Here is a 22427-nt window from a genome sequence, read left to right on the forward strand (position 1 = left end):
TACAAGGTGGTGATACAATTTGAGAACATGGCTGAAAGAATTACGAGTACAAAGAGGTTTAACGCATAATTCAGTCGCTGAAAAATGTGAAATCGAACGCGCTTACTACACTATGATTGAATCAGGAGATAGAACTCCTAGTGTAAAGGTTGCTAAGTCTATCGGTGATGCAATTGGCTTTGATTGGACTATTTTTTTTGAAAACCAAGGTAACGAAATGAAACATCCCAGCGGTAATGAAGCCACCACATCCTAGTTTGTCCATTGTCTATTCAACTCATGAGAGGAGGTATCAACATGCTGCAAGTCAACGTTGACGAGCAAGAAGTAAAGCAACTCTGTTTAGAAAAAATTGAAGAAATGCTCAAGGATGTTGAAAAAGATTTAGTCTTTTGGAGTCGGAAGGAACTTATCAGAAGAACTTGCCTCAGTTGGAACACCATCTTGGATACATTCTTTTATGATCCAAGATTTCCAAAACACAAAGTCGGCAATAAATGGCTGTTTCCAGCCGATGCAACAAAGAAGTTTTTGCTTCAGTGGTTGAGTGAACAAACAAGTAGATAGGGGGAAAGAAAATGAAGGTCGTTTTAACTAAGGAGCAGGCAGAAGCCATTGAATATTGGCTGAATACTTACACAGGTGGCAAAGAGGAATTGATTAAAATTCAGATTACTGATGCTGAGTGGGTGGATGAATGCGAATCATTAAACGCTATAACACTTGATACGCTTATCCGTGCATTGTATGTGGGTTTCGAAATTGAACCTAGTCCAGAGGAAAAAATGGTGCAGATATACAAAGATGCACAGAGATTTTACAAAAAATATATTGCTGAGGCCAGCGGTACTTTTCATGCGGGTCAATTGGAAGGCATTCAGATTACGCTTGATTTATTCAATATTAAAATCAAAGGAGTGAACTGTTAATGGGACTCGAAAACCGGCTGGTCCTCGATGGTCAGTGGAGGCACCTGGAACAATGCGGTTTAGAAGGTGTACTGGAACAACATGAATGTTGTGGGATTGATTTTTATGGATTTGAAGTGATCGAAGGTGATGAAATTGTCATCGATAAAGCTAATTTTGAGGAATTAATCTTAAAGGAGCATTTAAAGCGGTACTTAGTGGAACGATGTGATTTTAAATTCTTCAATCTCCACGGAATGGGGGTGGTGTTGGATCAGTTCCAATTAAAAGTATTCGCGGAGCAGGATTTAGAAAAGGTACTGCATGAAGAATATGGATTTCAGTTTATGCAAGCCAATTAAAAATTCCGTGCTAAGAACACGGAATCGAGAGCGTGTCATATAGAATCAACGCCAAACCAAAACTTACTTTTATTTTATATGATGCCCTCCAATTAATCAAATAACAATTTGAGGAGGAATAACAATGAGAAAAGAAATGAGTATTGATGAAAAACTAGTAATCATCCGTGAGGCAATGGAAAAAGGAGCAGAAGTACACGTTTCTTTCCACGGTGTAATTAGTCAATCTGCTGGTAAGGAAATCATTGAACGAATGGCTGAACTAACTGGTGCAAAAATTAGACATTCAGAAAAAAATCAAAGTTATGGATTTGAAGTATTAACAGGGCCTAGTGGTTTTGATGCAGCCGTTTTTTACGAACCAAGTAAAGAAGATTATAAATCAAAACTGTTAAAACAATTAGCAGAATTGGAAGAGGAGGTGACCACTCTATGAATCGATTAACCCTCACTCGTCTTTCATTGCGAAATTTCAAGGGTGTTCGTGAATTAGTCATTGAAATGAATAGTCAAAATGTCCGGATTTTCGGTGATAATGCTACGGGCAAAACTACGATTTTCGATAGCTTTATTTGGTTGCTATTCGATAAAGACAGCCAGAACAAAAAGGATTTCGCCATTAAAACACTAGCTGGTGGTAAGGAGCTTCACGGACTGGAACATGAAGTAGAAGCAACGTTCAACTACAACGGACGTGATTTAACTCTTCGGAAGCTGTATACCGAGAAATGGACCAAGAAGCGTGGTTCTGCAACATCTGAGTTTTCAGGTCATACCACCGATTACTTTGTGGATGGGGTCCCTTCTAAGAAAGGAGAATACACTGCGAAAGTAGATTCCATCATCAAAGAGGATATTTTCAAATTACTCACTTCGCCATCTTATTTTAATGATCAAGTGAAGTGGCAGGACCGTCGGAAAACGTTGCTTGAAATTTGCGGAGACATAACAACAGATGAAGTGATTGCTTCCAATCATCAGCTCTCTCGACTTGATGAAATACTTAACGGTCGCAGTATTGAGGACCAAAGAAAAATTATTGCAGCTCGTCGTGCTGAAATCAACAAAGAATTGGATAAAATCCCTGTCCGTATTGATGAAATTAAACGATCTTTACCTCAATTGGATGTAATCGAAAAGCAATCACTGGAAGCTGAAATAACTCAGTTAAACAACGATATTGATGAAAAAATGACACTCATTAATAACATTCGCAACGGCAGTGCTATTTCGGCGAAGCAAAAAGAAATTCAAGAAATTGAAATCGCTATGTTGCAAATTAAACAGGAGCACCAGGCGACTTCGAACGATAAGGTTTATTCGTTAAAAGCACGGATTCAAGAAGAAAGTTCAAACGCTACCATTCTTCAATCTAAGGTTGATTCAATCAAGCAACGAAAGCAGATGAATCAGTACGCGGCCAAAGATCTGAACGACGGTATGGAGAAGCTTAGGTCTGAATGGCACGAGGTGAACGAACAAGTTTTCACTCATGAATCGGACTGCAGTTGTCCAACTTGCGGACAGTCACTACCAGAGGAACAAGTTCAGGCGGCTAGAGATAAAGCCTTGGCACAGTTTAATAAGACTAAATCTGAACGTCTGGAATCAATCAACAAGAAAGGCAAACAATCAAAAGAAAAGTTCAATGAATTAAAAAATGCCAATGACCAATTTGACAAAGAAATTGAAAAAATTGAAGGTCAACTCCTAGAAAAAAAGGAGTTAGTTACGAAACAAAAGGATGATTTATCCACATTAGAAAGTTCTGTTGTGGATATCTTAGAGAATCCATTCTACTCAACAAAAATAACAGATAAACAACAACTCGAAAGTGATATTCGCAATTTAAGGGAAGCCGCAGACCAATCCATCCTGTCAATACAAACGGAAGATTCCGAATTAAGGATGAAAAGAGATCTTCTTCAAGGTGAGTTAGGGAAGTTCTCAGTAGCGGCTCAATCTCAAGCCAGAATACTTGAACTTGAAAACCATGAAAGAACCCTTGCTGCTGAGTTTGAAAAGCTGGAAGAGGAGCTATACCTCACAGAAGAATTTATCCGAACCAAGGTAAATCTACTGGAAGATCGCATCAACAGCAAGTTCAAATACGTAACATTCCAATTGTTTGACCAGCAAATAAACGGCGGATTAACAGAAACCTGTCAGACTTTATACAACGGAGTGCCATATGACAAAGGATTGAACAATGCAGCTCGCATTAATTCCGGCTTGGATATCATAAACACTCTTTCAGAGCATTACGGATTCTCAGCTCCTATCTTCGTTGATAATGCAGAAGCCGTTACGAAATTGATTGACACAAAGGCGCAGGTAGTTAGCCTGGTCGTTTCAGAACATGATAAGACACTTAGGGTTGAGCAAATAGAAAGTAGCTTAGAGGAGGCAATTTAATGAGTAATCAATTAGCACTAATCAAGAAAGATACGGTTGATGTAGTTGCGGCAAAGGTAAAAGAGTTTCAAGAAAAAAACGAACTTCATTTCCCTGCTAATTATAGCCCGGAGAATGCTATGAAATCAGCATGGCTGTTGTTACAAACCATTAAGGATAGAAATGGGAAACCTGCTTTGGAAGTATGTACGAAAGATAGTGTAGCCAATTCACTTTTAGATATGGTGGTTCAAGGTTTAAATCCAGCGAAGAAACAAGGTTATTTTATCGTATACGGAAACTCGCTAGTTTTTCAACGGTCCTATTTTGGTACCATGGCCGTTACCAAACGTGTAGCCAAAGCAAAGAGCATTGATGCAGCTGTCATTTATGAAGGTGACGATGTTGACTACGAAATGGTAAACGGCCGTATCACCAATCTTACCCATAAACAGAAATTCGGAAACATCAACAAAGACAAAGTGATTGGAGCTTATGCAACCATCGTTATGGATGACGGAAGCGTTTATCACGAATTAATGACGATTGATGAAATCAGAAAAGCCTGGAGCAAAGCGCAATTTTGGGCGAAGGGTCAGGCAGTAGAAAAAGATGGAAGTACGCATGATGAATTCAAAGGTGAAATGGCAAAGAAAACCGTCATTAATCGTGCATGTAAAAAGTTCATGAATTCCTCTGATGATAGCAGCTTAGTCATGCAACACGTTAATCGAGCTGATGAAGCAGCAGAAGAAGCAGAACTAGAAGAAGAAATTCGAAGTAACGCTAATGGTGAAGTCATTGATATTGAGTTTGAAGAAAGACCAAATCAGCAGGAGTTACTGGATGATAGGGAGCTTGAGAAGGAACCTGTAAGTGCCGGCGGTCCTGACTGGTGATTGAAAAGAGGGGATTTTCCCCCTCTGATAAGGAGGTAGCAAATGACTAAAACTCATTGCCAATCAGGAACGAAATTGCATTATATCTGGATTGAAATGCGTCAAAGGTGTCAAAATCCGAATCATCCAAGGTATGAACTATATGGCGATCGTGGAATTAAAGTTTGTGAGGAATGGCAATCTTTTGAACCGTTTTATTCTTGGGCTATTGAAAATGGATACAACGAAGGCTTGAGTATAGACAGAATGAACAATGATGGGAATTATGAATCAAATAACTGTAGGTGGGCAAATCAATCTACTCAAATGGGTAATACTCGAAGAACTAAAAAAATTGAATATAAAGGCAGGATACAAAGCCTTGCGGAGTGGGCAAGAGAATTAGGTCTCAATTATTACACACTAAGAAGCAGGCTTAGAAATGGCTGGGATGCAAAACGAATGTTTGAAACTCCAATGGAGGGTCGTAAATACTATGCTCGACATAAATGCAATAGCAACCGGTAGTAAAGGGAATGCCTATTTAATTGATGACGGTGTAACTAAGCTTCTTCTAGAATGCGGTATAGCATGGAAAGAGATTCAAAAAAAACTGAATTTTAGAACTTCGGAGATTAAAGGGTGCTTAGTCTCTCATAATCACAATGACCACAGCAAATCCATAAATGACGTTATGAAGGCTGGAATTGACGTATACGCTTCGAAAGGCACCTTTGAGACTCTTAGGATTAACAACCATCGAGTGAAGCCTGTTAAAGCCCGTGAGCAATTCCAGATAGGTACATGGACGATACTCCCTTTTGAAGTGGAGCATGATGTTTCTGAACCAATTGGATTTCTTTTAGCGAACAAACAAGGTGAGAAGGTGCTTTTCGCTACAGACACATACTTTATTCGGTATAAATTCCAGGGACTTACTCACGTTCTTGTAGAGTGCAACTATAGCAAAGAAATCCTTAATCAAAATGTAGCTGCTGGAATTATTGATAAGGGTAGGAAAAAACGGTTAATGCGGTCACATTTCAGTTTGGAGAACGTGAAGGAATTTTTAAAAGTAAATGATTTATCCAAGGTACAGGAAATTTGGTTGTTGCATCTTTCAGATACAAATTCAGATGCGGATCTATTTAAACGAGAAATACAGGAACTAACCGGGAAAGTGGTTTTTGTTCCTTAGAAACCAAGAGTAACGATAATAATAGAGGAGGTATTTAAAATGAAATGGGTTCAAATTAATGATTTAGCCTATGAACATGTATTTGAATTAGAAGGCGATGAAAGTACTACTATTCATTTGGTCGGTGATATTGAAAAAGCTAAAAGTAAATTAAAGATTATTTTCGGTTCTAGTGTGGAAATTGAAACATTTGAAGATGAAGAATAGCCACTATTCGAACAAATACGAGGTTATAAACCTCTTTTCTTTTAACCTAATTGCGAAATTTGATGAACGAAACAAAGTATAGAAAATAATTTGTTGCATAGGAGAGGGCGAAATGAACCAATTAGTATTTATTGAGAGCAATCAAGCAGTTACAGACTCACTAATTGTCGCAGAGGTTTTTGGAAAACGGCACGACAGAGTGCTTCAAGATATTCGAGATTTAGGTTGTAGTGAGGAATTTAGAGTCCACAATTTCGTGGAGTCCTCTTACATTAATTCTCAAAATAAGGAACTGCCAAAATACTACATGAACCAAAAAGGCTTCACACTTTTAGCCATGGGTTACACCGGGAAAGAGGCTATGAAATTTAAAGAGGCTTACATCAATGAATTTGAACGAATGGAACACGAATTAAAGAAGCCTAGAATTCTCTCGGATAAAGAACAACTTATGGCATCGATGAAATTATCTTTAGAAGCTGCAGAAGAAATTGCTGTTGTCAAAGAAGAAGTGAAAGAGGTTCGAGGCATGGTGGAAAATCAAATTACCTTAGATCACGGGGAACAGCGTCGCATTCAAAGGGCAGTTAATTGCAGGGTTTACGAATTGGAAACTGATAAAGAGTTTAGAAAAAAGCTATTTAGCGAGCTTCATAGAGAGATTAAGGATCGTTTTGCAGTAACCAGCTATAAAGACATCAAGAGGAAGGATATGCAGACAGCTATCCGGTACATAGAGGGCTGGGTGCCAAGGAGGGTGTCATGATATTAGGTATATTCTTTCTAATTTTGTTCGCATTCGTTATGGGTATGATAATCGGGGATTTTACTGCAGAAAAATAAAAAACCTCTGCGCCAACAGAGGTCCTTACAAAATAACACATTATTAATATATCACGATGTACAAGAATTATACCAAGAATTTAGGGGTGATGGGCTTGGCGGACGTTCAACTAGAACATGGATACACCAGGATTGCTAACGACATTTTAGAACATATTGCTAGAATCAAGCTAAGCCCCACTCAATATAGAATCCTTTTCCTTGTATGGCGGTGCACTTACGGTTTTCAGAAAAAAGAACATGATATGTCATTATCATTTATTAGCGAAGGAACAGGATTAGATAAAAGAAATATTCGAAGAGAGCTAAAGGTGCTTGAGGATAAGAAAATCATTCATCAAAACATCAAAAATGGCAGTTACAGAAAATTATCATTTAACAAAAATTATGATCAATGGTTGGTTGAAATCGAACCATGGGTGAAATCGACCATGGGCGAAACTGACAATGCTACCATGGGCGAAACTGACAATGCCACCATGGGCGAAACTGACAACCAAAAAAGAAATAATAAAGAAAATATAAAGAAAAAAGATGTAGTAGTAAAAGGGGATATAGCTGTGAATCGTATTTTAGATATTTTGGAAAAAAGCAAAATCCTCGGTGAAAAGGAAATTACAGAATTTCTTCGTGACGATATTGCGGACGTCATCGATAACTTTGGATTTGATCAACCAGAAGAAATGATTATAGCGGCAATTAAAGAAACGGCAAGAGGAAACGGTAAAACTTGGCTTTATGTCTATAAAAAATTAGTAGCTTGGAAGAAACAAGGAGTAAAGAGTATTGCAGATTTAGAGAATCTTCAAGGCGAGGAGGTCCAAAACAATGGCAAGAAGTATCGCAGAGGTACTGGCAGAACTGCAGGAGAGAGTAAAAAAGAACCATTCAACTTCTTCGGTGATAAAGTCGGCAGATACTGAGCATTACAACTGCTCAAATTGTAAGGATAAAGGTTTCCTTCTGGAAATGGTTCCAGACCTCCTTCCTGACGGAGAACAAAAGAAATGGCCCAATGGTTCATTAAAGTTCTATGAAGTCTTAAAGGACTGTGTGTGTGCTCCTAAAAGGCAAGCTACTCACCTTATGAAGTTTAGCGAGATTACGGATGAGTTTAAGAAGATGACATTTGGCAACTTTACCTTGGAGGGAAAGCCTGAAGCCATTCAGAAAGCTCACCAGTGTGCCGTAGATTACTATAAATCGTTTGACCATATTAAAGACCAAAGATGTAACTCTATTAGTCTATTGGGGCAGCCAGGAGCTGGCAAAACACATTTACTGACAGCACTTGCTAATAACCTAATCATGAAAAAACAAATCAGTGTTTTATACTTCCCGTTTGTGGAAGGCTTCAATGACTTGAAGGATGATTTCAATTTACTGGAGGAAAAACTCACGAAAATGAAACGTGTCGGAATCCTGTTCATTGATGATTTATTCAAAGGGAGAAAGGATCCTACAGACTTTCAAATTGAGCAAATGTTCGCTGTTATTAACTATCGATACCTTAACCATAAGCCAATCATGATTTCGTCAGAAAAGACGGTGGACGAGCTGTGCGATATCGATGAGGCATTAGGCACTCGGATTTATCAAATGAGCAAAAATTATACGGTTGTGATTAAAGGAGATCGAAAGCTTTTAAATCATAGATTGGTGGGTGTAGAGGAATGAAACTAGGTGACAAAGTTACCACCTTTAAAATCTTAGTTAAATCTAATGAATACCTTCCAGACAATCCAGACTTGATGACACCTGAACAAAAACAAAAATGGGAAGACGGTGACCCAATTTGGGTAAAAAAACGCGTGATAAAAAAATTTGAAAAGGCAAAAGAAGGCATCGTTGTTGGAAAAAGAAAAATCAGCGTTGCGAACCTCTTGGATTGGGTAGAAGGAGATTTTTATTTAGGTGAATATGCCCCAGACGGTCGATATCGTTCGATAGAGACTACCTTTGAAAATGTATACTTAGTGGCTTGTAATTTGAAAGGTCTTTATTATGTCAGGCCTGAGGATGTAGAAGGGAGCGAAAATCATGTTTAAAAGCGGCGACTGGATTATTGATAACAATAGCGGCACGTTTGGTACGGTTTCCAATGTATTTGTTGATGGTGTGACGGCACACTTTGGCAGGAGGGTAGTCATTCGAACCTTCGACCAAATTTCTTTAGCCCCAGTAGAAATCCCTCAGGAGGATTTACTAGCCATGCAGCATCTAGCTGTAGAAACAGGCGATCTTGAGTGGTTCTGTGAACTAGGCAAACGGTTAGGAGTGGATGTTCATGGATAAAAACTCGCAAAAATTAATTGATCAGCAACAGGTGGAAATCAATTACTATGATGCGCAGCTTTTAAGAGCAAGAAATGAAATTGCTGAATTAAAGAAGAAATCCCGTTTTGCTACTTACGAAAAAATGCTGAAAGAAAACACTGCCCTTGCACAAGAGGTTGCCAGGCTGAAAGGAGTAATCAATGAATATCAAAACAGTACCCAATTGTCCAGAGTGTAAAACGGTTGGCACGGTGGTGAAACATAAACAGTTGATCGTTACCTTAGAATGTCCCAATTGCGATAAAACGTGGAATACCTTATCTAAAACTTGTAAAAAGTGTGGCAAGCCTAACGGGTTTGCGGTGGAAGGTACTTGTGGTTCATGTTATTCGGAAATGTATCGTTGAACCAAAAAGTGAAGGAGGGAAAACATTGAAAAAGGTTTGTTGTGACAAAGTTGTTGAAACGAATTCGGTGTATTGGAATCCTTACAACGAAGTGGTTCAATGTCATAATTGCGGTCATGTTTATACACCATCAAGCAAATTAAAATATTTCTTAAACCGCCTATTTAAGTGGTGGGTTTGATACGCATTTCGAAGTATGACGCTTGTTAAAGGTTTTAAATGACTTTGACACATTGGTACTCACAACAAAGAAAAACGTCTCAGAATCCAAAATTGAAAGGCTGAGGTGGATGTATTGGGTGTACTCTTAAAAGCTATGAATCTAAAAAAGAATATGAAGCAGCAGATTGTACTGGAACGGTTAAAAGAATTAGGTGTCACTCATTCACAGCAAGGGAAAGTCATCGAAGAACTAGATTACAACGAATTAAAATTCGAATTGGTCATCGCGGAAATGAACCAAGTGGATATCGAGCATCCTGACCATAAATGGTTTCGATAAGAAAGGGGAGAGTTAAGTGGATTTAGAAAAAATGTTAGAAATGCAGAAAGCATTGGATGAACGGATTATTAAAGAAAAAGGACTGGAAGGACAAGAGTTATTTCCAAATACAGTCTTAGCTTTACAGGTTGAGCTTGGTGAGTTTGCAAATGAAGGTCGTTGGTTTAAACATTGGAGTGATAACAAAGTGCCAAAACATGGCGTTAATGCTCTTATAGATTGTCCGAAGTGTTCAGGAAATGGGTTCTGGTTCGCTGGAAATCGAGTTTGGTGTAGTAACTGTAAACATACTGGCAAGATATTTAATCCCCTTCTTGTGGAATTCGTTGATGGTGTTCACTTTTTCTTATCCATTGCCATTCAAAAAGGTTGGGAAGATGCTCTATGGGTTTATGAAGAACAATTAGATCCGGAAGAGTTTGATAATAATTTAACCGATTATTATCTCGAAATGGTATACCATCTAAACACTTGTTATATGCACAAATATTCAAAGGATGCCAAGATAGCGGGTTATCAGGCTAACCAATACTGGTTCAGAATGGCTTGGATATTGTTTCTGAACATTGGAATTAACGGCTTTGACTTTACACAAGAGCAAATCGAGGGAGCTTACTTTGCTAAAAATGCAGTGAATCATAAGAGGCAGGAGGACGGCTATTAATGATATGTCCGGTCTGTAATCGTCCGTTAAGGAGCAAGAAAAGTGTTGCCAAGGGTATCGGTCCTGTGTGTGAAAAGAAATTGGAAAAATTAAAAGATAATCATGATGAAAACCAGTTAATGGCCGATTTGAAGGTGGAGTAATGGGAAGTAAATATGGTTCAAAAAAAGTAGAGTTTGAGGGTCATATTTTTGACTCTCAGCTTGAGGCTAGGTATTTCAAACAATTGAAATGGCTTGAAGCAAATAAACAGATTTTATTTTTCCGTATACAACCTCGCTATTTACTGCAAGAAGCCTTTGAAAAGAACGGCAAGAAATATCGACGAATCGATTATCTGGCTGATTTTGAAATACACCATTTAGACGGAAGCATTGAAGTAGTCGATTGCAAAGGAGTTGAGACTACCGACTTCAAGCTGAAGAAAAAGCTTTTTGAATACAGATTTCCTCATACACTTTCACTGGTTACATACTCCAAGATAGATGGGGGCTGGATCACGCTAGAACAGCTGGCAAAAAATCGAAAGTTGAGAAAGGCTGTGAAGGAATCTGGAAGTAATGGTGGTAATCGCAGACGACAGAACAGCATGGATGAAACAAGAGGATAAATGGGCTGCTTGTTTTTATCGCTGCCCTCTATTTAAAAATTGCTCTAGTCGATTCGGAATGGATTGTAAGAGATTAGGCGGTACCAAAATAGCGAAGGTGAGGGATGGTAATGCCAAAAAAAGTAAAGCGGAAAAGAAGGCTTAAAAAGGCAATCACTAAGCGCCAGAAAGAAATTGAAAAAAACAGCTTTCAAATTAGCGTGGCGAAATTATTGGGTGAAAGCAGGTATCCTTAATGGGTAGCTTATCCAGAAAAATAAAAAGGGAAATACGACCCAATGTGTCTCATGTAAATCTGAAGTTATTGGAGCAGTTAGCAGAAGATCGCGGTTTTAATAAAGGGGCAGCTGAACAGCGAAAGAAAGATATTGAAAGTGTGGTAAATCTACTGGCTGACCTTGAAGAAGTGTCTGGAATAGGCGAAAAGACAGCTGATAAAATCCGATTCCATGTTATGAGCAAGTTTGGAAAATAAAAAAACTCTTGCTGTTATGAAAAACAGCAAGAGTGTACTACAAGTTGGCCCATCTACAAGACTAGCAATCTAATATACGTTTGTAAACGTTTTACAAAATATGACACAAAAAATACATGATTAGGGAGGACTAGGAGTGCAAAACCATATTATTTTTTTCTCCGGTGGTAAGAGTAGTTTCTCAGTAGCTGATTATGCGAAAACCAAATATCCAAACGACAATATCGTTTTGTACTTCACTGATACCCTTTGGGAAGACGAAGATCTTTATCGTTTCATTCACGAGGCAAGCGACAAATTGACGCTACCCTTACTGATTCATAGCCGGGGCATTACACCACCACAGCTCATGGTCCAGCAAAGGTTTATGGCTAACAATCGAGTAGGCACATGCAGCAAAGAACTGAAGATGAAAGTTTCATCCAATTACCTAAAGAAAGGCATCGTACCTGAGATTGAGAAGTGGCACAACAAAGAGTACTTAAAGTCAGAGGAATTTATCCAGGGCGCAACCCTATATTTTGGAATAGGCTTTGAGGAAATGCACAGAGAAGGACCTATAAGGGCGAACTGGAAACCGTTTAAGGTAGAGATGCCTCTCATAGAAAACGTGATTAATAATGATGAAGTTTTGAAGAAATATAGAATTCGGCAGCCGAGACTCTATGACATGCAATTTACTCACAACAACTGCAAAGGTCGATGCGTGAAGGCTGGACAAGGGCATTTTAAAAACTTGCTCATGAAAGACGAAAAGACATTTATTGAGCTAATGGAACAAGAAATCATTATCAGCGAGTATATACGGTATTGCAAACAACCGGCAATCAAAAGCGGAAAGTCAAAAGATTATCTCTATAACGATGTTTGGGAATTTGTAAGCTATGGGAAAAAGTCCGAAAAGATAAAGCATTTCTTAGAAACCAGTGAATACGGCAGACGGTGGAACTTTGGTGAAGACAGCAAAGGTAATCCAATTAAAAAACCATATACATTCATGAAAACCAAGTCATTAGAAGAATTGGAGAAAGAACCGGTTCAGTGTGATATTTGGGATATTGGTGGTTGTGGTTGCTTTGTCGATTATGAAGGAGAGGATGATTGAATTATGAGATACATTAGCTGCAGTCACTGCATGCAACTAGTTAAAGGTAGTCAAACAAAAATAGTGGACGGGGTAAGAATTTGTCATCCTTGTAAAACGAAAAGGGATAAAGAGCTGGAAAAAGCATTTGCTATGTATTCCAAAACTAGTAAGTAAATCGACTCAAAGGAGGTTAACCACATTGAAAGAATATGCAGTATATAAAGGCGAAGAATTATTATGCGTTGGCGATGTGGTTGAATGTGCGGAAACCTTAGGAGTGAAGATTACCACGATCTACACATATGCAGCCAAAGACAGGAGAAAGAGAGCAGAAAAAAGCAAGAATCCAGATCGCTGGACATTGGCTTACGCTATTGATAACGAAGAGTAAGAAGGGAAGTCTTGAAACAAAAAGTGAAGAAAAGGAAGAGGTGAAAATCGAATGAATGATATCTCTAAAGAAGAATTAGAGCGTATTGCTACAAAGCAGAGTGCTGTTATTAAACAGCTTCACAACTATATTTTTATGAACGAAAACATCAAAGAAGAAGAAAGAGAGTTTCTGATTGCAGTTTTAGCAACTGTTATTCGTCTGTATTAGTTTTAGTTCACAATCCGAAGTAAGATGGACGAAAAAGGAGGGATCAAGTGGGCAGTTGGAAAGATGGTAGACCCAAACAATTAAAAAAGGTTGTTTATGCCTTGAATGATACCAAACTTAAACAGGTAGTAGAAGCTCATGAAGACCGCGGCTGGTCAAGAGCGAGTGATAATAAAGAGTACGGTTATGGATTGGGGTGTCTGATGGTTTGGAACAAACAGTAGCTTATAATAAGTATGATATTTATGAGATGATTGATAACTATAAAGATATGATTAATATTATTCGTCATTACGAGGATAACTTAGAGGGTGTAGACTTTAAAGGAGTCGCGCAATACGGTGTAGAAGCATCCTTGCCAAGCGGAAAGGGTTTAGTATCCAAAGCACTTGAAAATGAAGTTGTGCGCAGAAATGAACGTTTTAAGCGTATCTCTGATTATACGAATAAAGTAAACTACATCAATACTAAACGTAAAAAGCTAACTGATCATAAAGAGATTGAAATATTGGATTGCTTGCTGGATGGTTTAAGCTTATCGGCCATTAGCAGGGCCATGAGATTGAGTCGGCAACAGATTGATAAAATACGGTCTGATATTGTAGACAAACTAGTAACTGACAACACATTTTGACATATACCTAAAATTATGCAAAGCTTAATTTATCAGAGATTTCTAAACACGGCGGTACTGTTAATCAGTGCCGTCTTTTTTTGTGCCTCTTTAGTGTAATGGACAGCACAACATGCTTCTATCTTGTTAGTCCGGGTTCGAATCCTGGAAGGGGCTTAACTATAAAGGGTGGGTGATGTTTATATGAAAAAAGATAAACAACAGCAAGAGAAGTCACCTATGAATAAGGAGAAGTTAAGCAGGAAAGATGTAGAGGAATTAATGGGTACCAGGCGTGAAACTTATAAAAGAGTCCATGGTGCAGTGAGAAGGAAATAAGATTTAAGTGAAATATAATCCTTTTATCTCAGACATATATTTATCTGAGGAGGGGATCTTATGTTAGGAGTTAATATTATTAATGTTGTTTTAAGTAATAGAGAAAAACCACTCGTAATAAAAACAAAGAATGATATCGAAGAGTATTTGTCTACTTTTTTTAACGAAGAAGGGACTGAGTTATTAAATTCGCTAATTGAGATTGAACCAAACACATGGATTAATCCGAGTCATATTGTTTTTATTAAAGCGGAATCTAAATTATTGGATTGGTAAAAAAATTGCAAGCATCCTTATGGGTGCTTTTTTATTTGGAGGCGGTGAGGATGTAGTTGACGGGGCATTCAGAAGGCTGGCGTGCGAGGTCAGGTACTGGAAAGAAGCGATTGAGTTGGAGAGTTTGATTAGCATGACGGACAAGAAGGAATATTTCTCCTTTTATCGAATAACATATAGAACGATAAAAAAGGAGAATGAACATAGATGAGAGAAGAAAAAACTTTATTGGAATTTGAAACCTATTTATTCGGTCTCAAAGGGAACAAAGAAGGATTTTTAAAGATTCCAACCGAACGATACGAATTAACGAATGAACGATTAAAGATCGCGAAGCAAGGACTTATGACAGCAACCAAAAACGATATCGAACTGTATAGGATTAAAGATATCACGGTTATGCAAAAGTTAAAGGACAAAATCATCGACGTGGGCGATATTGAAATTATTAGCACCGATGCTTCAAGTCCGAAGTTAGTCCTAAAAAGAATTAAAAACCCCAATGACGTGAGAGAAAAAATCAGAAGCGCCGCAAGAGATGCGAGAGAAGCTGCGGGCGTTTCATATAGAGTTGATTTATAAGAGCCTAACCAGGGCTCTTTTATTTTGTCTGAAAGCGAGGTGGTGATATGCCATGAGTAAATTAACACTTAAACAACAACGCTTTGCTGATGAGTATATCATCACTGGAAACATTTATCAGTCAGCTATTAAAGCCGGTTATAGCAAGGCTTATGCAAAAGGTAACGCTAGCAAATTAATGGAAAATGTGAGTATAAAAACTTATATAGATAAACGCCTCGAAGAAATTAAATCTGAGAAGGTTGCAGATCAACAGGAGATCATGGAATATCTAACGTCCATTCTACGAGGAGAGCAACAAGAAGAAATACTTCGGGGTATTGGCGAAGGGGCCCAAACCATTGATGACATCGCAGTTAGTGCCAAAGACAGAATCAAGGCCGCAGAAATGCTAGGTAAACGCTACGCAATGTGGACCGATAAAATAGACCAGACAAACACGAACCTCGAAATAAATGTAGGTGAGTGGGATGACGAGTAGCATTGTTTTAAACTTTCCAAAGCCCAGCAAAGTGTTTAACAAACAGATTTACGACCAATTAGAGGATTACGACACTTTCACCGAAGTTCATTACGGAGGTGCCTCTAGTGGTAAGAGTCACGGTGTCGTACAGAAGGTTATTTTAAAGGCGTTGAAACCTTGGACTAAACCGAGGCGGATTCTTTTCTTGCGTAAAGTAGCAGCAACTGTCAAGGATTCCATTTTCGAGGACGTACAGGCGTGTTTAAGCAGTTATGGGGTACTTGGTAAGTGTAAGGTCAACATGAGTGATTATCGCATTGTACTGCCTAACAGAGCGACGCTAATCTTCAAAGGGATGGATAACCCGGAAAAGATTAAATCCATTAAGGGTTTATCTGATATTGTCATGGAGGAAGCTACCGAGTTTACCCTAGATGATTACACGCAGCTGACATTACGTTTGCGTGACCAGGGCCACAAACAAAGGCAAATATATTTAATGTTTAACCCAGTGTCCAAAGTGAACTGGGTTTATTCGTATTTTTTTATCAATAATCACTCGAATACCAAAATCATTCAATCGACGTATAAAGATAATCGATTCCTGGATGATTCTACTCGAGCGAATATTGAAGACCTGGCAAACAGAAACCCCGCATACTACAAGATTTATGCGTTGGGGGAGTTTGCTACACTCGATAAGCTAGTCTTCCCTAAATACGAGAAAAGACTTCTAAATCGTCAAGAACTGGCTCAGCTGCCTTCTTATTTTGGTCTCGACTTCGGGTACATTAACGACCCCTCAGCTTTTATCCATTTGAAAGTGGATGAGGTGAATAAGCGTATTTATTTTTTAGAGGAATACGTGAGAAAGGGATTGCTTAACGATCACCTAGCAAAAGCCATTATCGATTTAGGGTATCAAAAGGAAGTGATCACAGCTGATTCAGCAGAAAAGAAATCCATCGAGGAAATAAGACGCTCGGGTGTTAGTCGAATACGATCAGCCAAGAAAGCACCTGACAGCGTTATTCAGGGTATACAGTTCTTATCTCAGTATGAGTTTATTGTTGATGAGCGCTGCGTGAAGCTGATTGAGGAGCTTGAGAACTACACCTGGAAGAAAGATAAAAATACAAACGAATACACGAACATACCGGTAGATAGCTACAACCACGTACTAGATGCGAGCAGGTATGCTGTTGAAAATATCCATAACCAGGTCAAGATTAAGACTTTCAAAGGAGGCTTGTAAATGCCTTTATTTACCTATCCAGCAGAGGAAGAAATTACTTCCGAGGTTGTAGATAAATTTATTAAGCAACACCAGGCAGAAGTACCCCGCTATAACCGGTTGAAAAATCTATATGAGAGCAAGGCGCCTATCTTAGATCGAGAAGCAAAAGATAGTTATAAGCCGGATAATCGTTTGGTCGTTAACTATGCTAAATACATTACAGACACCTTTAACGGCTATTTCATTGGAATTCCAGTAAAGATTGCTCACGATGACGAGGGGATAAATGAACGAACGGATACATTTCTAAAATTAAACGATATGGATGATAACCTGGCGGAATTAAGCAAGATTTCATCCATTTATGGTCATGGATTTGAGTTGCTTTATCAAAACGAGCTATCAGAAACCTGCTGCACCTATAACAATCCCCTAGATATGTTTATTGTTTATGATGATACGATCGCACAAAAGCCTTTATTTGGGGTCAGATATAGAAACACGGATGATGGCATCAAAGGTCAATTATTTACAGCAACAAAGGAAATAACGATTACTGAGGGTAAAGATGGATTGATTTTATCAGACAACAAACCTCACTATTATGGAGATGTGCCTATCATCGAATATATCGAGAATGAGGAAAGGCAATCCATATTTGAATCGGTTGAATCTCTAATTAACGCCTATGACAAAGCAATTTCCGAAAAAGCAAATGATGTGGATTATTTTGCGGATGCCTATTTGAAAATCTTAGGTGTAGAGCTAGAAGAATCTAGTCTACAAAGTATCCGGGATAATCGAATTATTAATTTATTCGGATCAGATAACATCAAAGACATTATTGCGGAGTTTATGGAAAAGCCGAATGGGGATGCGAGCCAGGAGCATTTACTGGATAGGCTAGAGCGATTGATATATCAAATTAGCATGGTGGCCAACATTAACGATGAATCATTTGGGCAAGCGTCCGGAGTGGCACTTGAATTCAAGCTGCAGCCGATGAAAAACATGGCCGCGATGAAGGAAAGAAAGTTTACTAGTGGGCAGAATAGACGCTTTAAAATGGTGTTCAACCTTCCCACCAACATGGAAGCATCTAAGAAAGACGAGTGGAGAAACCTTGATTTTACGTTTACTCGCAATATCCCACGGAATACCGCAGATGAGGCCGAGACAGCAAGCAAACTAGCAGGCGTGGTAAGCAAAGAAACACAGTTGAGAGTCTTATCTATTGTGGATAACGTAAAAGACGAAATGGCCCGTATTGAAGCTGAGTCTGGTGACAGTGGATTTAATACGGATCTTAATGGGGATTTTGTTCCTGGAGGTGAAGAGTGATGAATGACTCTTACGTAATGGCACTTGAGGAATTATTAGAGAAGTGTGTGGCAGCAATGAGGACCGTAGGTGAAGCACTAAAGATTATTTGGGAAAATGCAAGTGAGGTATTGGAGGGCATAAAGGCATTTTTCAAGAAGAAGCAAACAGAACAAGAAACCAAAGCAGGATGGTACGTGCCCAATAAGATTATTTTAACTAGCCAAGTACTAAACCGTAAACCACGAATGGCGGTCGCCAGGAGTAGATTATAATGGCAAACGAAAGAAAAACTTACTGGGAAAAACGTATGGAGCAATTATTCGATGCTCAGGATAAACGCAACAACATGTTTGACAAGAAGATGCGTAAGGAATACCTTCGCACTGAGGAAAGCATAAAAAAAGAGATTGCTAGTTATTATGCCAGGTACGGCAAGGATGATGTCATCGAATACCGAAAATTGGTACTCGGGCTATCCAAGGCTCAACGTGATCTGCTCTACAAGGATTATGAGTCCTTTGCCAAAAGATTTCCTCAGTATGCAGAGTTAATGCCTATCCGTGAGAGTATCTACAAACTCAACCGGCTGGAAGGATTGCAGCTATCTGTTAGACAACAACTACTCGAGCTCGGAGCCTTTGAGCAAAAGGGAATGGAAAAACTTTTAAAAGAGGCATACGAAAGCGGATATCTATCCACAATGGGAGGACTGCAAAACGCACCTTCCTTTTTTGCTGTAAACAGTATTGTCATGCAACAGACGCTAAACGAGGCGTGGGTAAATGGCGGTAACTTCTCCAGCCGAATATGGGGCAATAAAGAAAAACTGATTAACACCTTAAATAACGAGATTCGAGACGGGATTATCAGAGGGGATAGTTATCAGCAGATGGCAAAAGTGCTGGAACGTCGTATGGGTGTAGGTGCTAAAGAAGCTTTAAGGTTAGCGGTTACCGAAAGCTCGTTTGTAACCAATCAGGCCAATAAACATGCGTTTATGGATGCAGGGATTGAACGCTATGAATACAGCTCAGTGTTGGATCATAGAACGAGCACGGTATGCAAAAGTCTAAATGGTCAGCAGTTTAATATTAAAGATGCAAAAGCAGGGATAAACTTTCCTACTATGCATGTCTGGTGCCGAGCAACAACGATTCCGATTGAAAATGATTAGAGGTGAGAAGATGATCGTTATAACGCTTGGAGATATAGTCAATGTTATTTGGTGCTTAACCTTGTTAGCTATGGCAACCTATTTTATTTACTCCTTTACAGTTGAGCGAAAGAGAAAGAAATTACTTGTTGAATTAGAAAACAATGTTAAAAAAGAGAACTGGAAGATTAAAGAGAGGTGAAAATAAATTGAAAGTGATTTGTGATGAGTGTAAAAAAGAGTTTGAAATTGATCTGCAGACTGAAATCGCTAAGGACAACATCGAGAAAAACTTTTTTGTGTGTCCTAATTGTGATAAGGAATACATTGCTTTTTGCACCAATCAGAGTGTTAGAAAGAATCAAGCATCTATCAGAATGCTATACCGTGATTTACGAGTTGCAAAAACAAAGAAACAGAATGATAAAATAAAATCAAAAATTAAAGAGTTAGAAATAGTAATTAAAAATGAGATGGATAATTTAAAGGGTTTAATAATTACTAGTACCGACTAGAGGTGAAATATGATTCCAAGTAAAGTGAAGATAGGCGGAATTGAATACAGTGTGGAAGAAAAAGAAGTTGTTATTATAGATGGCAATACCAACTATGCAGGGAAAATAGACTACCATCAAGCTACTATTGAAATTTTAAAAGGTTCACCGGAACAGAGGAAAGAAGAAACATTAATACACGAAATACTTCATGGAGTTTTTTATGAATCCGGCTGTGTGATTGAAAATGAAGAAGAGATAGTGAGCAGAGCATCGAGAGTACTTTACCAGGTGTTAAAAGATAACAAACTATCATTTGGAAAGCAGGAATAGAAAATGAATTTTGGACAAGCAATAGAAAATGCAAAACAGGGTGAAAAGATATTTCGTTTAGGCTGGAATGGTAAAGGAATGTTTGTTGTTTATCAAAAAGGTTATCCGCAAGGGATCCCATCCAATAAACAAACAGCAGAAGCGTGGGGACATAATGAGGGTGATTTATTCAAAGTGGAACCTTACCTTCAAATTAAAAATGCACAAGGTTCACATTCAATGTGGGTTCCCTCTATTGGCGATATTCTAGCAGAAGATTGGGAAGTCATTAAATAAATAAGCCTTGCCTTACAGATAGTGCTTTTTTGGAGGAAATCAAATGACTAAAATTGAAGTGACCGTTGGTGAGGATGGATATATGAAGATTGAAGCTGCCGGACATACGAAGAGCATTGTTTGTGCCTCAGTTTCCACCTTGTTGCAATCATCAGTCCGCTTTTTACAAGAATTATCCGAGCAATATCCCGATGATTTACAAATAACCATTAAAAGTCCTGAATAGGGCTATTTTTATTGCCCAAACCGTATTGAAGGCATAAAAAGCTATATGCGTTAAATAAGAGCCCACCAAGGCTATAAAGAGTGAGGAGAATGTATATGAAATTAAACAACTATATGAGCGATGAGTATTTATCAAAAAAGTTTTTATTGCCGTTAAATATTAAATTATTCGCTGATCCAGATCCAGAACCTAATCCGGAACCGTCACCTGAGCCAGAACCAGCACCCAATCCGGAACCGGCACCTGAACCAGAACCACCTGCCAAGACCTACACTCAGGAAGAGTTTGAAGCTGAAATTAAGCGCCGTGTTGCTCGTGAAAAGAAAGCAGCAGAAAAGGCAATTGCTGAAGCTGAGAAGCTCGCTAAGATGAATGAAGAGCAGAAAAGACAGTACGCGTTTGAAAAACTTCAAAATGAATTAGAAGAATACAAACGAAAAGATGCTTATAACACCATGTCAAAGGAAGCGGCTAAAATGCTTGCAGAACATGAGATTGTTGCAGATGAGCAAGTACTTTCTTTTGTCGTGAAGGAAACGGCAGATGAGACTACAGAAACGGTGAATGCTTTTGTAGAGCTGATCAAAACGAAGGTGCAAGAAGGTATCAAAAAATCATTAGCAGGCACGCCACCTAAAAAAGGGAATACGCCTGCGGGTAAGATCGCTTCGAAAGAAGAGATCATGAAAGAGAAAGACTCAATTAAACGACAAAAATTAATTCAAGAGAACATTCATTTGTTCACAAACTAAGGAGGAATAATCCATGAAAAATCAGTCTAAGAAATTCTTAATGCCATTAAACATCCAGCAATTTGCAGAAACAAACTTAACTAAAACCGGTGATCTAGCAATCGTACAATCTATCGACTTTGTAGAGCGATTCCAGGATAACTTAACAAAATTAGTAGAGGCGCTTGGAATTACTCGCAAAATGCCGGTTGCAAACGGTATGACCATTAAAACGTACACTTCACAGGTGACAATGGCATCGGACCTTGCGGTCGGAGAAGGTGAAACCATTCCACTTTCTAAAGTAACGACAGAACCTGGACCATCTATCGAGCTTTCTTTCAAGAAATTCCGTAAAGCTGCCTCTGTTGAATCCATTCAAAAGCATGGATATGATCAAGCGATTATCGAAACAGACGATAAGCTTTTAAAAGAAATTCAAAAGGGTATTCGTACGGATCTGTTCAATTTCTTAGCTACAGGTACTGGGACTGCAACTGCGGAAACATTACAAGGTGCTTTTGCTCAAGCCTGGGGTAAAGTGCAAGTGTTATTCGAAGATGATGCTGCACAAACGGTAACATTCGTTAACCCTATGGACATCGCAGATCACTTAGCAAAGGCTGATTTATCTGTCCAAACTGCGTTCGGCTTACAATACGTTCAGAACTTCGCTGGTGTAGATTTAGTAATCATTAACTCATCTGTACCAAAAGGGACGGTTTATGCCACGGCTCCAGAAAACATCGTACTAGCATACGTTCAAATCACAGGTGGAGAAATCAATAAGGCATTCGACTTTACGACTGACCAACTTGGATATATCGGTGTTACGCACGACATCCAAAAGCAAAACTTAACGGCTGAAACAGTAGCCTTATCGGGGGTTAAATTGTTTGCTGAACGCCTTGACGGGGTTGTTAAAGTATCAATTGCACAGACTGTCTAAGGATAGAAAGGGAGATAAA

43 protein-coding genes and 1 tRNA gene are annotated in these 22427 nt (G+C 38.7%); all 44 read left to right on the forward strand.

The annotated features are described in order from the left end of the window. The first annotated feature begins 19 nt into the window (after window positions 1–19). Entirely contained in the window at window positions 20–256 is a 237-nt protein-coding gene (locus tag BTR25_RS13270; RefSeq protein ID WP_075688525.1) for a helix-turn-helix transcriptional regulator, read from the forward strand. A gap of 41 nt (window positions 257–297) precedes the next feature. Then, the gene (locus tag BTR25_RS13275) at window positions 298–567 is read left to right on the forward strand and encodes a group-specific protein (RefSeq protein WP_075688526.1); all 270 of its coding nucleotides are present in this window, start codon (window positions 298–300) and stop codon (window positions 565–567) included. A gap of 11 nt (window positions 568–578) precedes the next feature. Continuing rightward, window positions 579–929 (forward strand): hypothetical protein, encoded by a 351-nt coding sequence (locus BTR25_RS13280; RefSeq protein ID WP_075688527.1) that lies wholly within the window; start codon window positions 579–581, stop codon window positions 927–929. Beyond that, complete coding sequence (locus BTR25_RS13285; protein WP_075688528.1) at window positions 929–1270, forward strand: YqaI family protein; 342 nt, start codon at window positions 929–931, stop codon at window positions 1268–1270. The genes BTR25_RS13280 and BTR25_RS13285 overlap by 1 nt, the downstream gene beginning before the upstream one ends. A gap of 124 nt (window positions 1271–1394) precedes the next feature. After that, window positions 1395–1706 carry a hypothetical protein gene (locus BTR25_RS13290; protein WP_075688529.1) on the forward strand — a complete coding sequence of 104 codons (312 nt, stop codon included), beginning with the start codon at window positions 1395–1397 and terminating at the stop codon, window positions 1704–1706. Then, window positions 1703–3685, forward strand: coding sequence for an ATP-binding protein (locus BTR25_RS13295; RefSeq protein ID WP_075688530.1), 1983 nt, complete (start codon window positions 1703–1705; stop codon window positions 3683–3685). The genes BTR25_RS13290 and BTR25_RS13295 overlap by 4 nt, the downstream gene beginning before the upstream one ends. Further along, window positions 3685–4563 (forward strand): recombinase RecT, encoded by an 879-nt coding sequence (locus tag BTR25_RS13300; protein WP_075688531.1) that lies wholly within the window; start codon window positions 3685–3687, stop codon window positions 4561–4563. Before BTR25_RS13295 ends, BTR25_RS13300 begins: the two co-directional genes overlap by 1 nt. Window positions 4564–4605: 42 nt before the next feature. After that, window positions 4606–5070, forward strand: coding sequence for a hypothetical protein (locus BTR25_RS13305; RefSeq protein WP_075688532.1), 465 nt, complete (start codon window positions 4606–4608; stop codon window positions 5068–5070). After that, window positions 5039–5740 carry an MBL fold metallo-hydrolase gene (locus BTR25_RS13310; RefSeq protein ID WP_075688533.1) on the forward strand — a complete coding sequence of 234 codons (702 nt, stop codon included), beginning with the start codon at window positions 5039–5041 and terminating at the stop codon, window positions 5738–5740. The genes BTR25_RS13305 and BTR25_RS13310 overlap by 32 nt, the downstream gene beginning before the upstream one ends. Window positions 5741–5779: 39 nt before the next feature. Then, window positions 5780–5947 carry a hypothetical protein gene (locus BTR25_RS27605; protein WP_175596776.1) on the forward strand — a complete coding sequence of 56 codons (168 nt, stop codon included), beginning with the start codon at window positions 5780–5782 and terminating at the stop codon, window positions 5945–5947. A 112-nt stretch (window positions 5948–6059) separates the two neighbouring features. Then, entirely contained in the window at window positions 6060–6713 is a 654-nt protein-coding gene (locus BTR25_RS13315; RefSeq protein WP_075688534.1) for a Rha family transcriptional regulator, read from the forward strand. 172 nt (window positions 6714–6885) lie between these two features. Beyond that, the gene (locus BTR25_RS27610) at window positions 6886–7713 is read left to right on the forward strand and encodes a replication protein (protein ID WP_075688535.1); all 828 of its coding nucleotides are present in this window, start codon (window positions 6886–6888) and stop codon (window positions 7711–7713) included. After that, window positions 7619–8467, forward strand: a complete 849-nt coding sequence (locus BTR25_RS13325) for an ATP-binding protein (RefSeq protein WP_075688615.1) — start codon at window positions 7619–7621, stop codon at window positions 8465–8467. Before BTR25_RS27610 ends, BTR25_RS13325 begins: the two co-directional genes overlap by 95 nt. Continuing rightward, the gene (locus BTR25_RS13330) at window positions 8464–8838 is read left to right on the forward strand and encodes a hypothetical protein (RefSeq protein ID WP_075688536.1); all 375 of its coding nucleotides are present in this window, start codon (window positions 8464–8466) and stop codon (window positions 8836–8838) included. The genes BTR25_RS13325 and BTR25_RS13330 overlap by 4 nt, the downstream gene beginning before the upstream one ends. Then, the gene (locus tag BTR25_RS13335; protein ID WP_075688537.1) at window positions 8831–9085 is read left to right on the forward strand and encodes a hypothetical protein; all 255 of its coding nucleotides are present in this window, start codon (window positions 8831–8833) and stop codon (window positions 9083–9085) included. The genes BTR25_RS13330 and BTR25_RS13335 overlap by 8 nt, the downstream gene beginning before the upstream one ends. Continuing rightward, entirely contained in the window at window positions 9078–9305 is a 228-nt protein-coding gene (locus BTR25_RS13340; protein WP_075688538.1) for a hypothetical protein, read from the forward strand. The genes BTR25_RS13335 and BTR25_RS13340 overlap by 8 nt, the downstream gene beginning before the upstream one ends. A gap of 194 nt (window positions 9306–9499) precedes the next feature. Next, complete coding sequence (locus tag BTR25_RS27615; protein ID WP_175596778.1) at window positions 9500–9655, forward strand: hypothetical protein; 156 nt, start codon at window positions 9500–9502, stop codon at window positions 9653–9655. Window positions 9656–9769: 114 nt separating this feature from the next. Further along, on the forward strand, window positions 9770–9976 hold the full coding sequence (locus BTR25_RS13345; RefSeq protein WP_075688539.1) for a hypothetical protein: 207 nt from the start codon (window positions 9770–9772) through the stop codon (window positions 9974–9976). A 16-nt stretch (window positions 9977–9992) separates the two neighbouring features. Continuing rightward, window positions 9993–10640 (forward strand): dUTP diphosphatase, encoded by a 648-nt coding sequence (locus BTR25_RS13350; protein ID WP_075688540.1) that lies wholly within the window; start codon window positions 9993–9995, stop codon window positions 10638–10640. Then, window positions 10640–10783 carry a DUF6011 domain-containing protein gene (locus BTR25_RS27620; RefSeq protein ID WP_175596779.1) on the forward strand — a complete coding sequence of 48 codons (144 nt, stop codon included), beginning with the start codon at window positions 10640–10642 and terminating at the stop codon, window positions 10781–10783. Before BTR25_RS13350 ends, BTR25_RS27620 begins: the two co-directional genes overlap by 1 nt. Then, window positions 10783–11250, forward strand: a complete 468-nt coding sequence (locus tag BTR25_RS13355; RefSeq protein WP_075688541.1) for a DUF1064 domain-containing protein — start codon at window positions 10783–10785, stop codon at window positions 11248–11250. The genes BTR25_RS27620 and BTR25_RS13355 overlap by 1 nt, the downstream gene beginning before the upstream one ends. 110 nt (window positions 11251–11360) lie before the next feature. Beyond that, window positions 11361–11486, forward strand: coding sequence for a hypothetical protein (locus BTR25_RS28450; RefSeq protein ID WP_303046833.1), 126 nt, complete (start codon window positions 11361–11363; stop codon window positions 11484–11486). After that, window positions 11486–11725: a helix-hairpin-helix domain-containing protein gene (locus BTR25_RS13365; RefSeq protein ID WP_075688543.1), complete on the forward strand. Its 240-nt coding sequence runs from the start codon at window positions 11486–11488 to the stop codon at window positions 11723–11725. Before BTR25_RS28450 ends, BTR25_RS13365 begins: the two co-directional genes overlap by 1 nt. Before the next feature lie 136 nt (window positions 11726–11861). Further along, window positions 11862–12830 carry a phosphoadenosine phosphosulfate reductase domain-containing protein gene (locus BTR25_RS13370; protein WP_075688544.1) on the forward strand — a complete coding sequence of 323 codons (969 nt, stop codon included), beginning with the start codon at window positions 11862–11864 and terminating at the stop codon, window positions 12828–12830. A 181-nt stretch (window positions 12831–13011) separates the two neighbouring features. Continuing rightward, complete coding sequence (locus BTR25_RS13375) at window positions 13012–13203, forward strand: hypothetical protein (protein WP_083652371.1); 192 nt, start codon at window positions 13012–13014, stop codon at window positions 13201–13203. 51 nt (window positions 13204–13254) lie between these two features. Continuing rightward, window positions 13255–13413, forward strand: coding sequence for a hypothetical protein (locus BTR25_RS27625; protein WP_175596780.1), 159 nt, complete (start codon window positions 13255–13257; stop codon window positions 13411–13413). Between the two features lie 47 nt (window positions 13414–13460). Continuing rightward, the gene (locus tag BTR25_RS27630; protein WP_175596781.1) at window positions 13461–13637 is read left to right on the forward strand and encodes a hypothetical protein; all 177 of its coding nucleotides are present in this window, start codon (window positions 13461–13463) and stop codon (window positions 13635–13637) included. Continuing rightward, window positions 13610–14047, forward strand: coding sequence for a helix-turn-helix transcriptional regulator (locus BTR25_RS13380; protein WP_139311239.1), 438 nt, complete (start codon window positions 13610–13612; stop codon window positions 14045–14047). Before BTR25_RS27630 ends, BTR25_RS13380 begins: the two co-directional genes overlap by 28 nt. A gap of 84 nt (window positions 14048–14131) precedes the next feature. Beyond that, window positions 14132–14203: transfer RNA gene (locus BTR25_RS13385), tRNA-Arg, on the forward strand. A gap of 27 nt (window positions 14204–14230) precedes the next feature. Next, window positions 14231–14365, forward strand: a complete 135-nt coding sequence (locus BTR25_RS28455; protein WP_303046834.1) for a hypothetical protein — start codon at window positions 14231–14233, stop codon at window positions 14363–14365. A gap of 60 nt (window positions 14366–14425) precedes the next feature. Then, complete coding sequence (locus tag BTR25_RS13390) at window positions 14426–14641, forward strand: hypothetical protein (protein ID WP_075688546.1); 216 nt, start codon at window positions 14426–14428, stop codon at window positions 14639–14641. Window positions 14642–14848: 207 nt separating this feature from the next. Then, a complete protein-coding gene (locus tag BTR25_RS13400; RefSeq protein WP_075688548.1) occupies window positions 14849–15223 on the forward strand; it encodes a PH domain-containing protein in 375 nt (124 codons plus the stop codon). Window positions 15224–15275: 52 nt separating this feature from the next. Next, the gene (locus BTR25_RS13405) at window positions 15276–15704 is read left to right on the forward strand and encodes a terminase small subunit (RefSeq protein ID WP_075688549.1); all 429 of its coding nucleotides are present in this window, start codon (window positions 15276–15278) and stop codon (window positions 15702–15704) included. Beyond that, a complete protein-coding gene (locus BTR25_RS13410) occupies window positions 15694–16941 on the forward strand; it encodes a PBSX family phage terminase large subunit (RefSeq protein WP_075688550.1) in 1248 nt (415 codons plus the stop codon). Before BTR25_RS13405 ends, BTR25_RS13410 begins: the two co-directional genes overlap by 11 nt. After that, the gene (locus tag BTR25_RS13415) at window positions 16942–18264 is read left to right on the forward strand and encodes a phage portal protein (protein WP_075688551.1); all 1323 of its coding nucleotides are present in this window, start codon (window positions 16942–16944) and stop codon (window positions 18262–18264) included. Next, the gene (locus BTR25_RS13420) at window positions 18264–18518 is read left to right on the forward strand and encodes a hypothetical protein (RefSeq protein WP_075688552.1); all 255 of its coding nucleotides are present in this window, start codon (window positions 18264–18266) and stop codon (window positions 18516–18518) included. Before BTR25_RS13415 ends, BTR25_RS13420 begins: the two co-directional genes overlap by 1 nt. Further along, window positions 18518–19420 carry a minor capsid protein gene (locus tag BTR25_RS13425; RefSeq protein ID WP_075688553.1) on the forward strand — a complete coding sequence of 301 codons (903 nt, stop codon included), beginning with the start codon at window positions 18518–18520 and terminating at the stop codon, window positions 19418–19420. The genes BTR25_RS13420 and BTR25_RS13425 overlap by 1 nt, the downstream gene beginning before the upstream one ends. A gap of 10 nt (window positions 19421–19430) precedes the next feature. Beyond that, window positions 19431–19601, forward strand: a complete 171-nt coding sequence (locus tag BTR25_RS27635; protein WP_175596782.1) for a hypothetical protein — start codon at window positions 19431–19433, stop codon at window positions 19599–19601. A 7-nt stretch (window positions 19602–19608) separates the two neighbouring features. Further along, entirely contained in the window at window positions 19609–19914 is a 306-nt protein-coding gene (locus tag BTR25_RS13430; RefSeq protein ID WP_075688554.1) for a hypothetical protein, read from the forward strand. Between the two features lie 9 nt (window positions 19915–19923). Then, window positions 19924–20226 (forward strand): hypothetical protein, encoded by a 303-nt coding sequence (locus tag BTR25_RS13435; protein ID WP_075688555.1) that lies wholly within the window; start codon window positions 19924–19926, stop codon window positions 20224–20226. Window positions 20227–20229: 3 nt separating this feature from the next. Then, window positions 20230–20502: a DUF2829 domain-containing protein gene (locus BTR25_RS13440; RefSeq protein ID WP_075688556.1), complete on the forward strand. Its 273-nt coding sequence runs from the start codon at window positions 20230–20232 to the stop codon at window positions 20500–20502. A gap of 43 nt (window positions 20503–20545) precedes the next feature. Then, on the forward strand, window positions 20546–20728 hold the full coding sequence (locus tag BTR25_RS13445) for a ribosomal-processing cysteine protease Prp (RefSeq protein ID WP_075688557.1): 183 nt from the start codon (window positions 20546–20548) through the stop codon (window positions 20726–20728). Window positions 20729–20823: 95 nt separating this feature from the next. After that, on the forward strand, window positions 20824–21480 hold the full coding sequence (locus BTR25_RS27640) for a DUF4355 domain-containing protein (RefSeq protein ID WP_175596783.1): 657 nt from the start codon (window positions 20824–20826) through the stop codon (window positions 21478–21480). Between the two features lie 13 nt (window positions 21481–21493). Further along, window positions 21494–22408, forward strand: a complete 915-nt coding sequence (locus tag BTR25_RS13455; protein ID WP_075688559.1) for a hypothetical protein — start codon at window positions 21494–21496, stop codon at window positions 22406–22408. The last annotated feature ends 19 nt before the right edge of the window (window positions 22409–22427 follow it).

The sequence above is a fragment of the Bacillus sp. MRMR6 genome, assembly GCF_001940785.1.
Classification (GTDB): domain Bacteria; phylum Bacillota; class Bacilli; order Bacillales; family Cytobacillaceae; genus Neobacillus.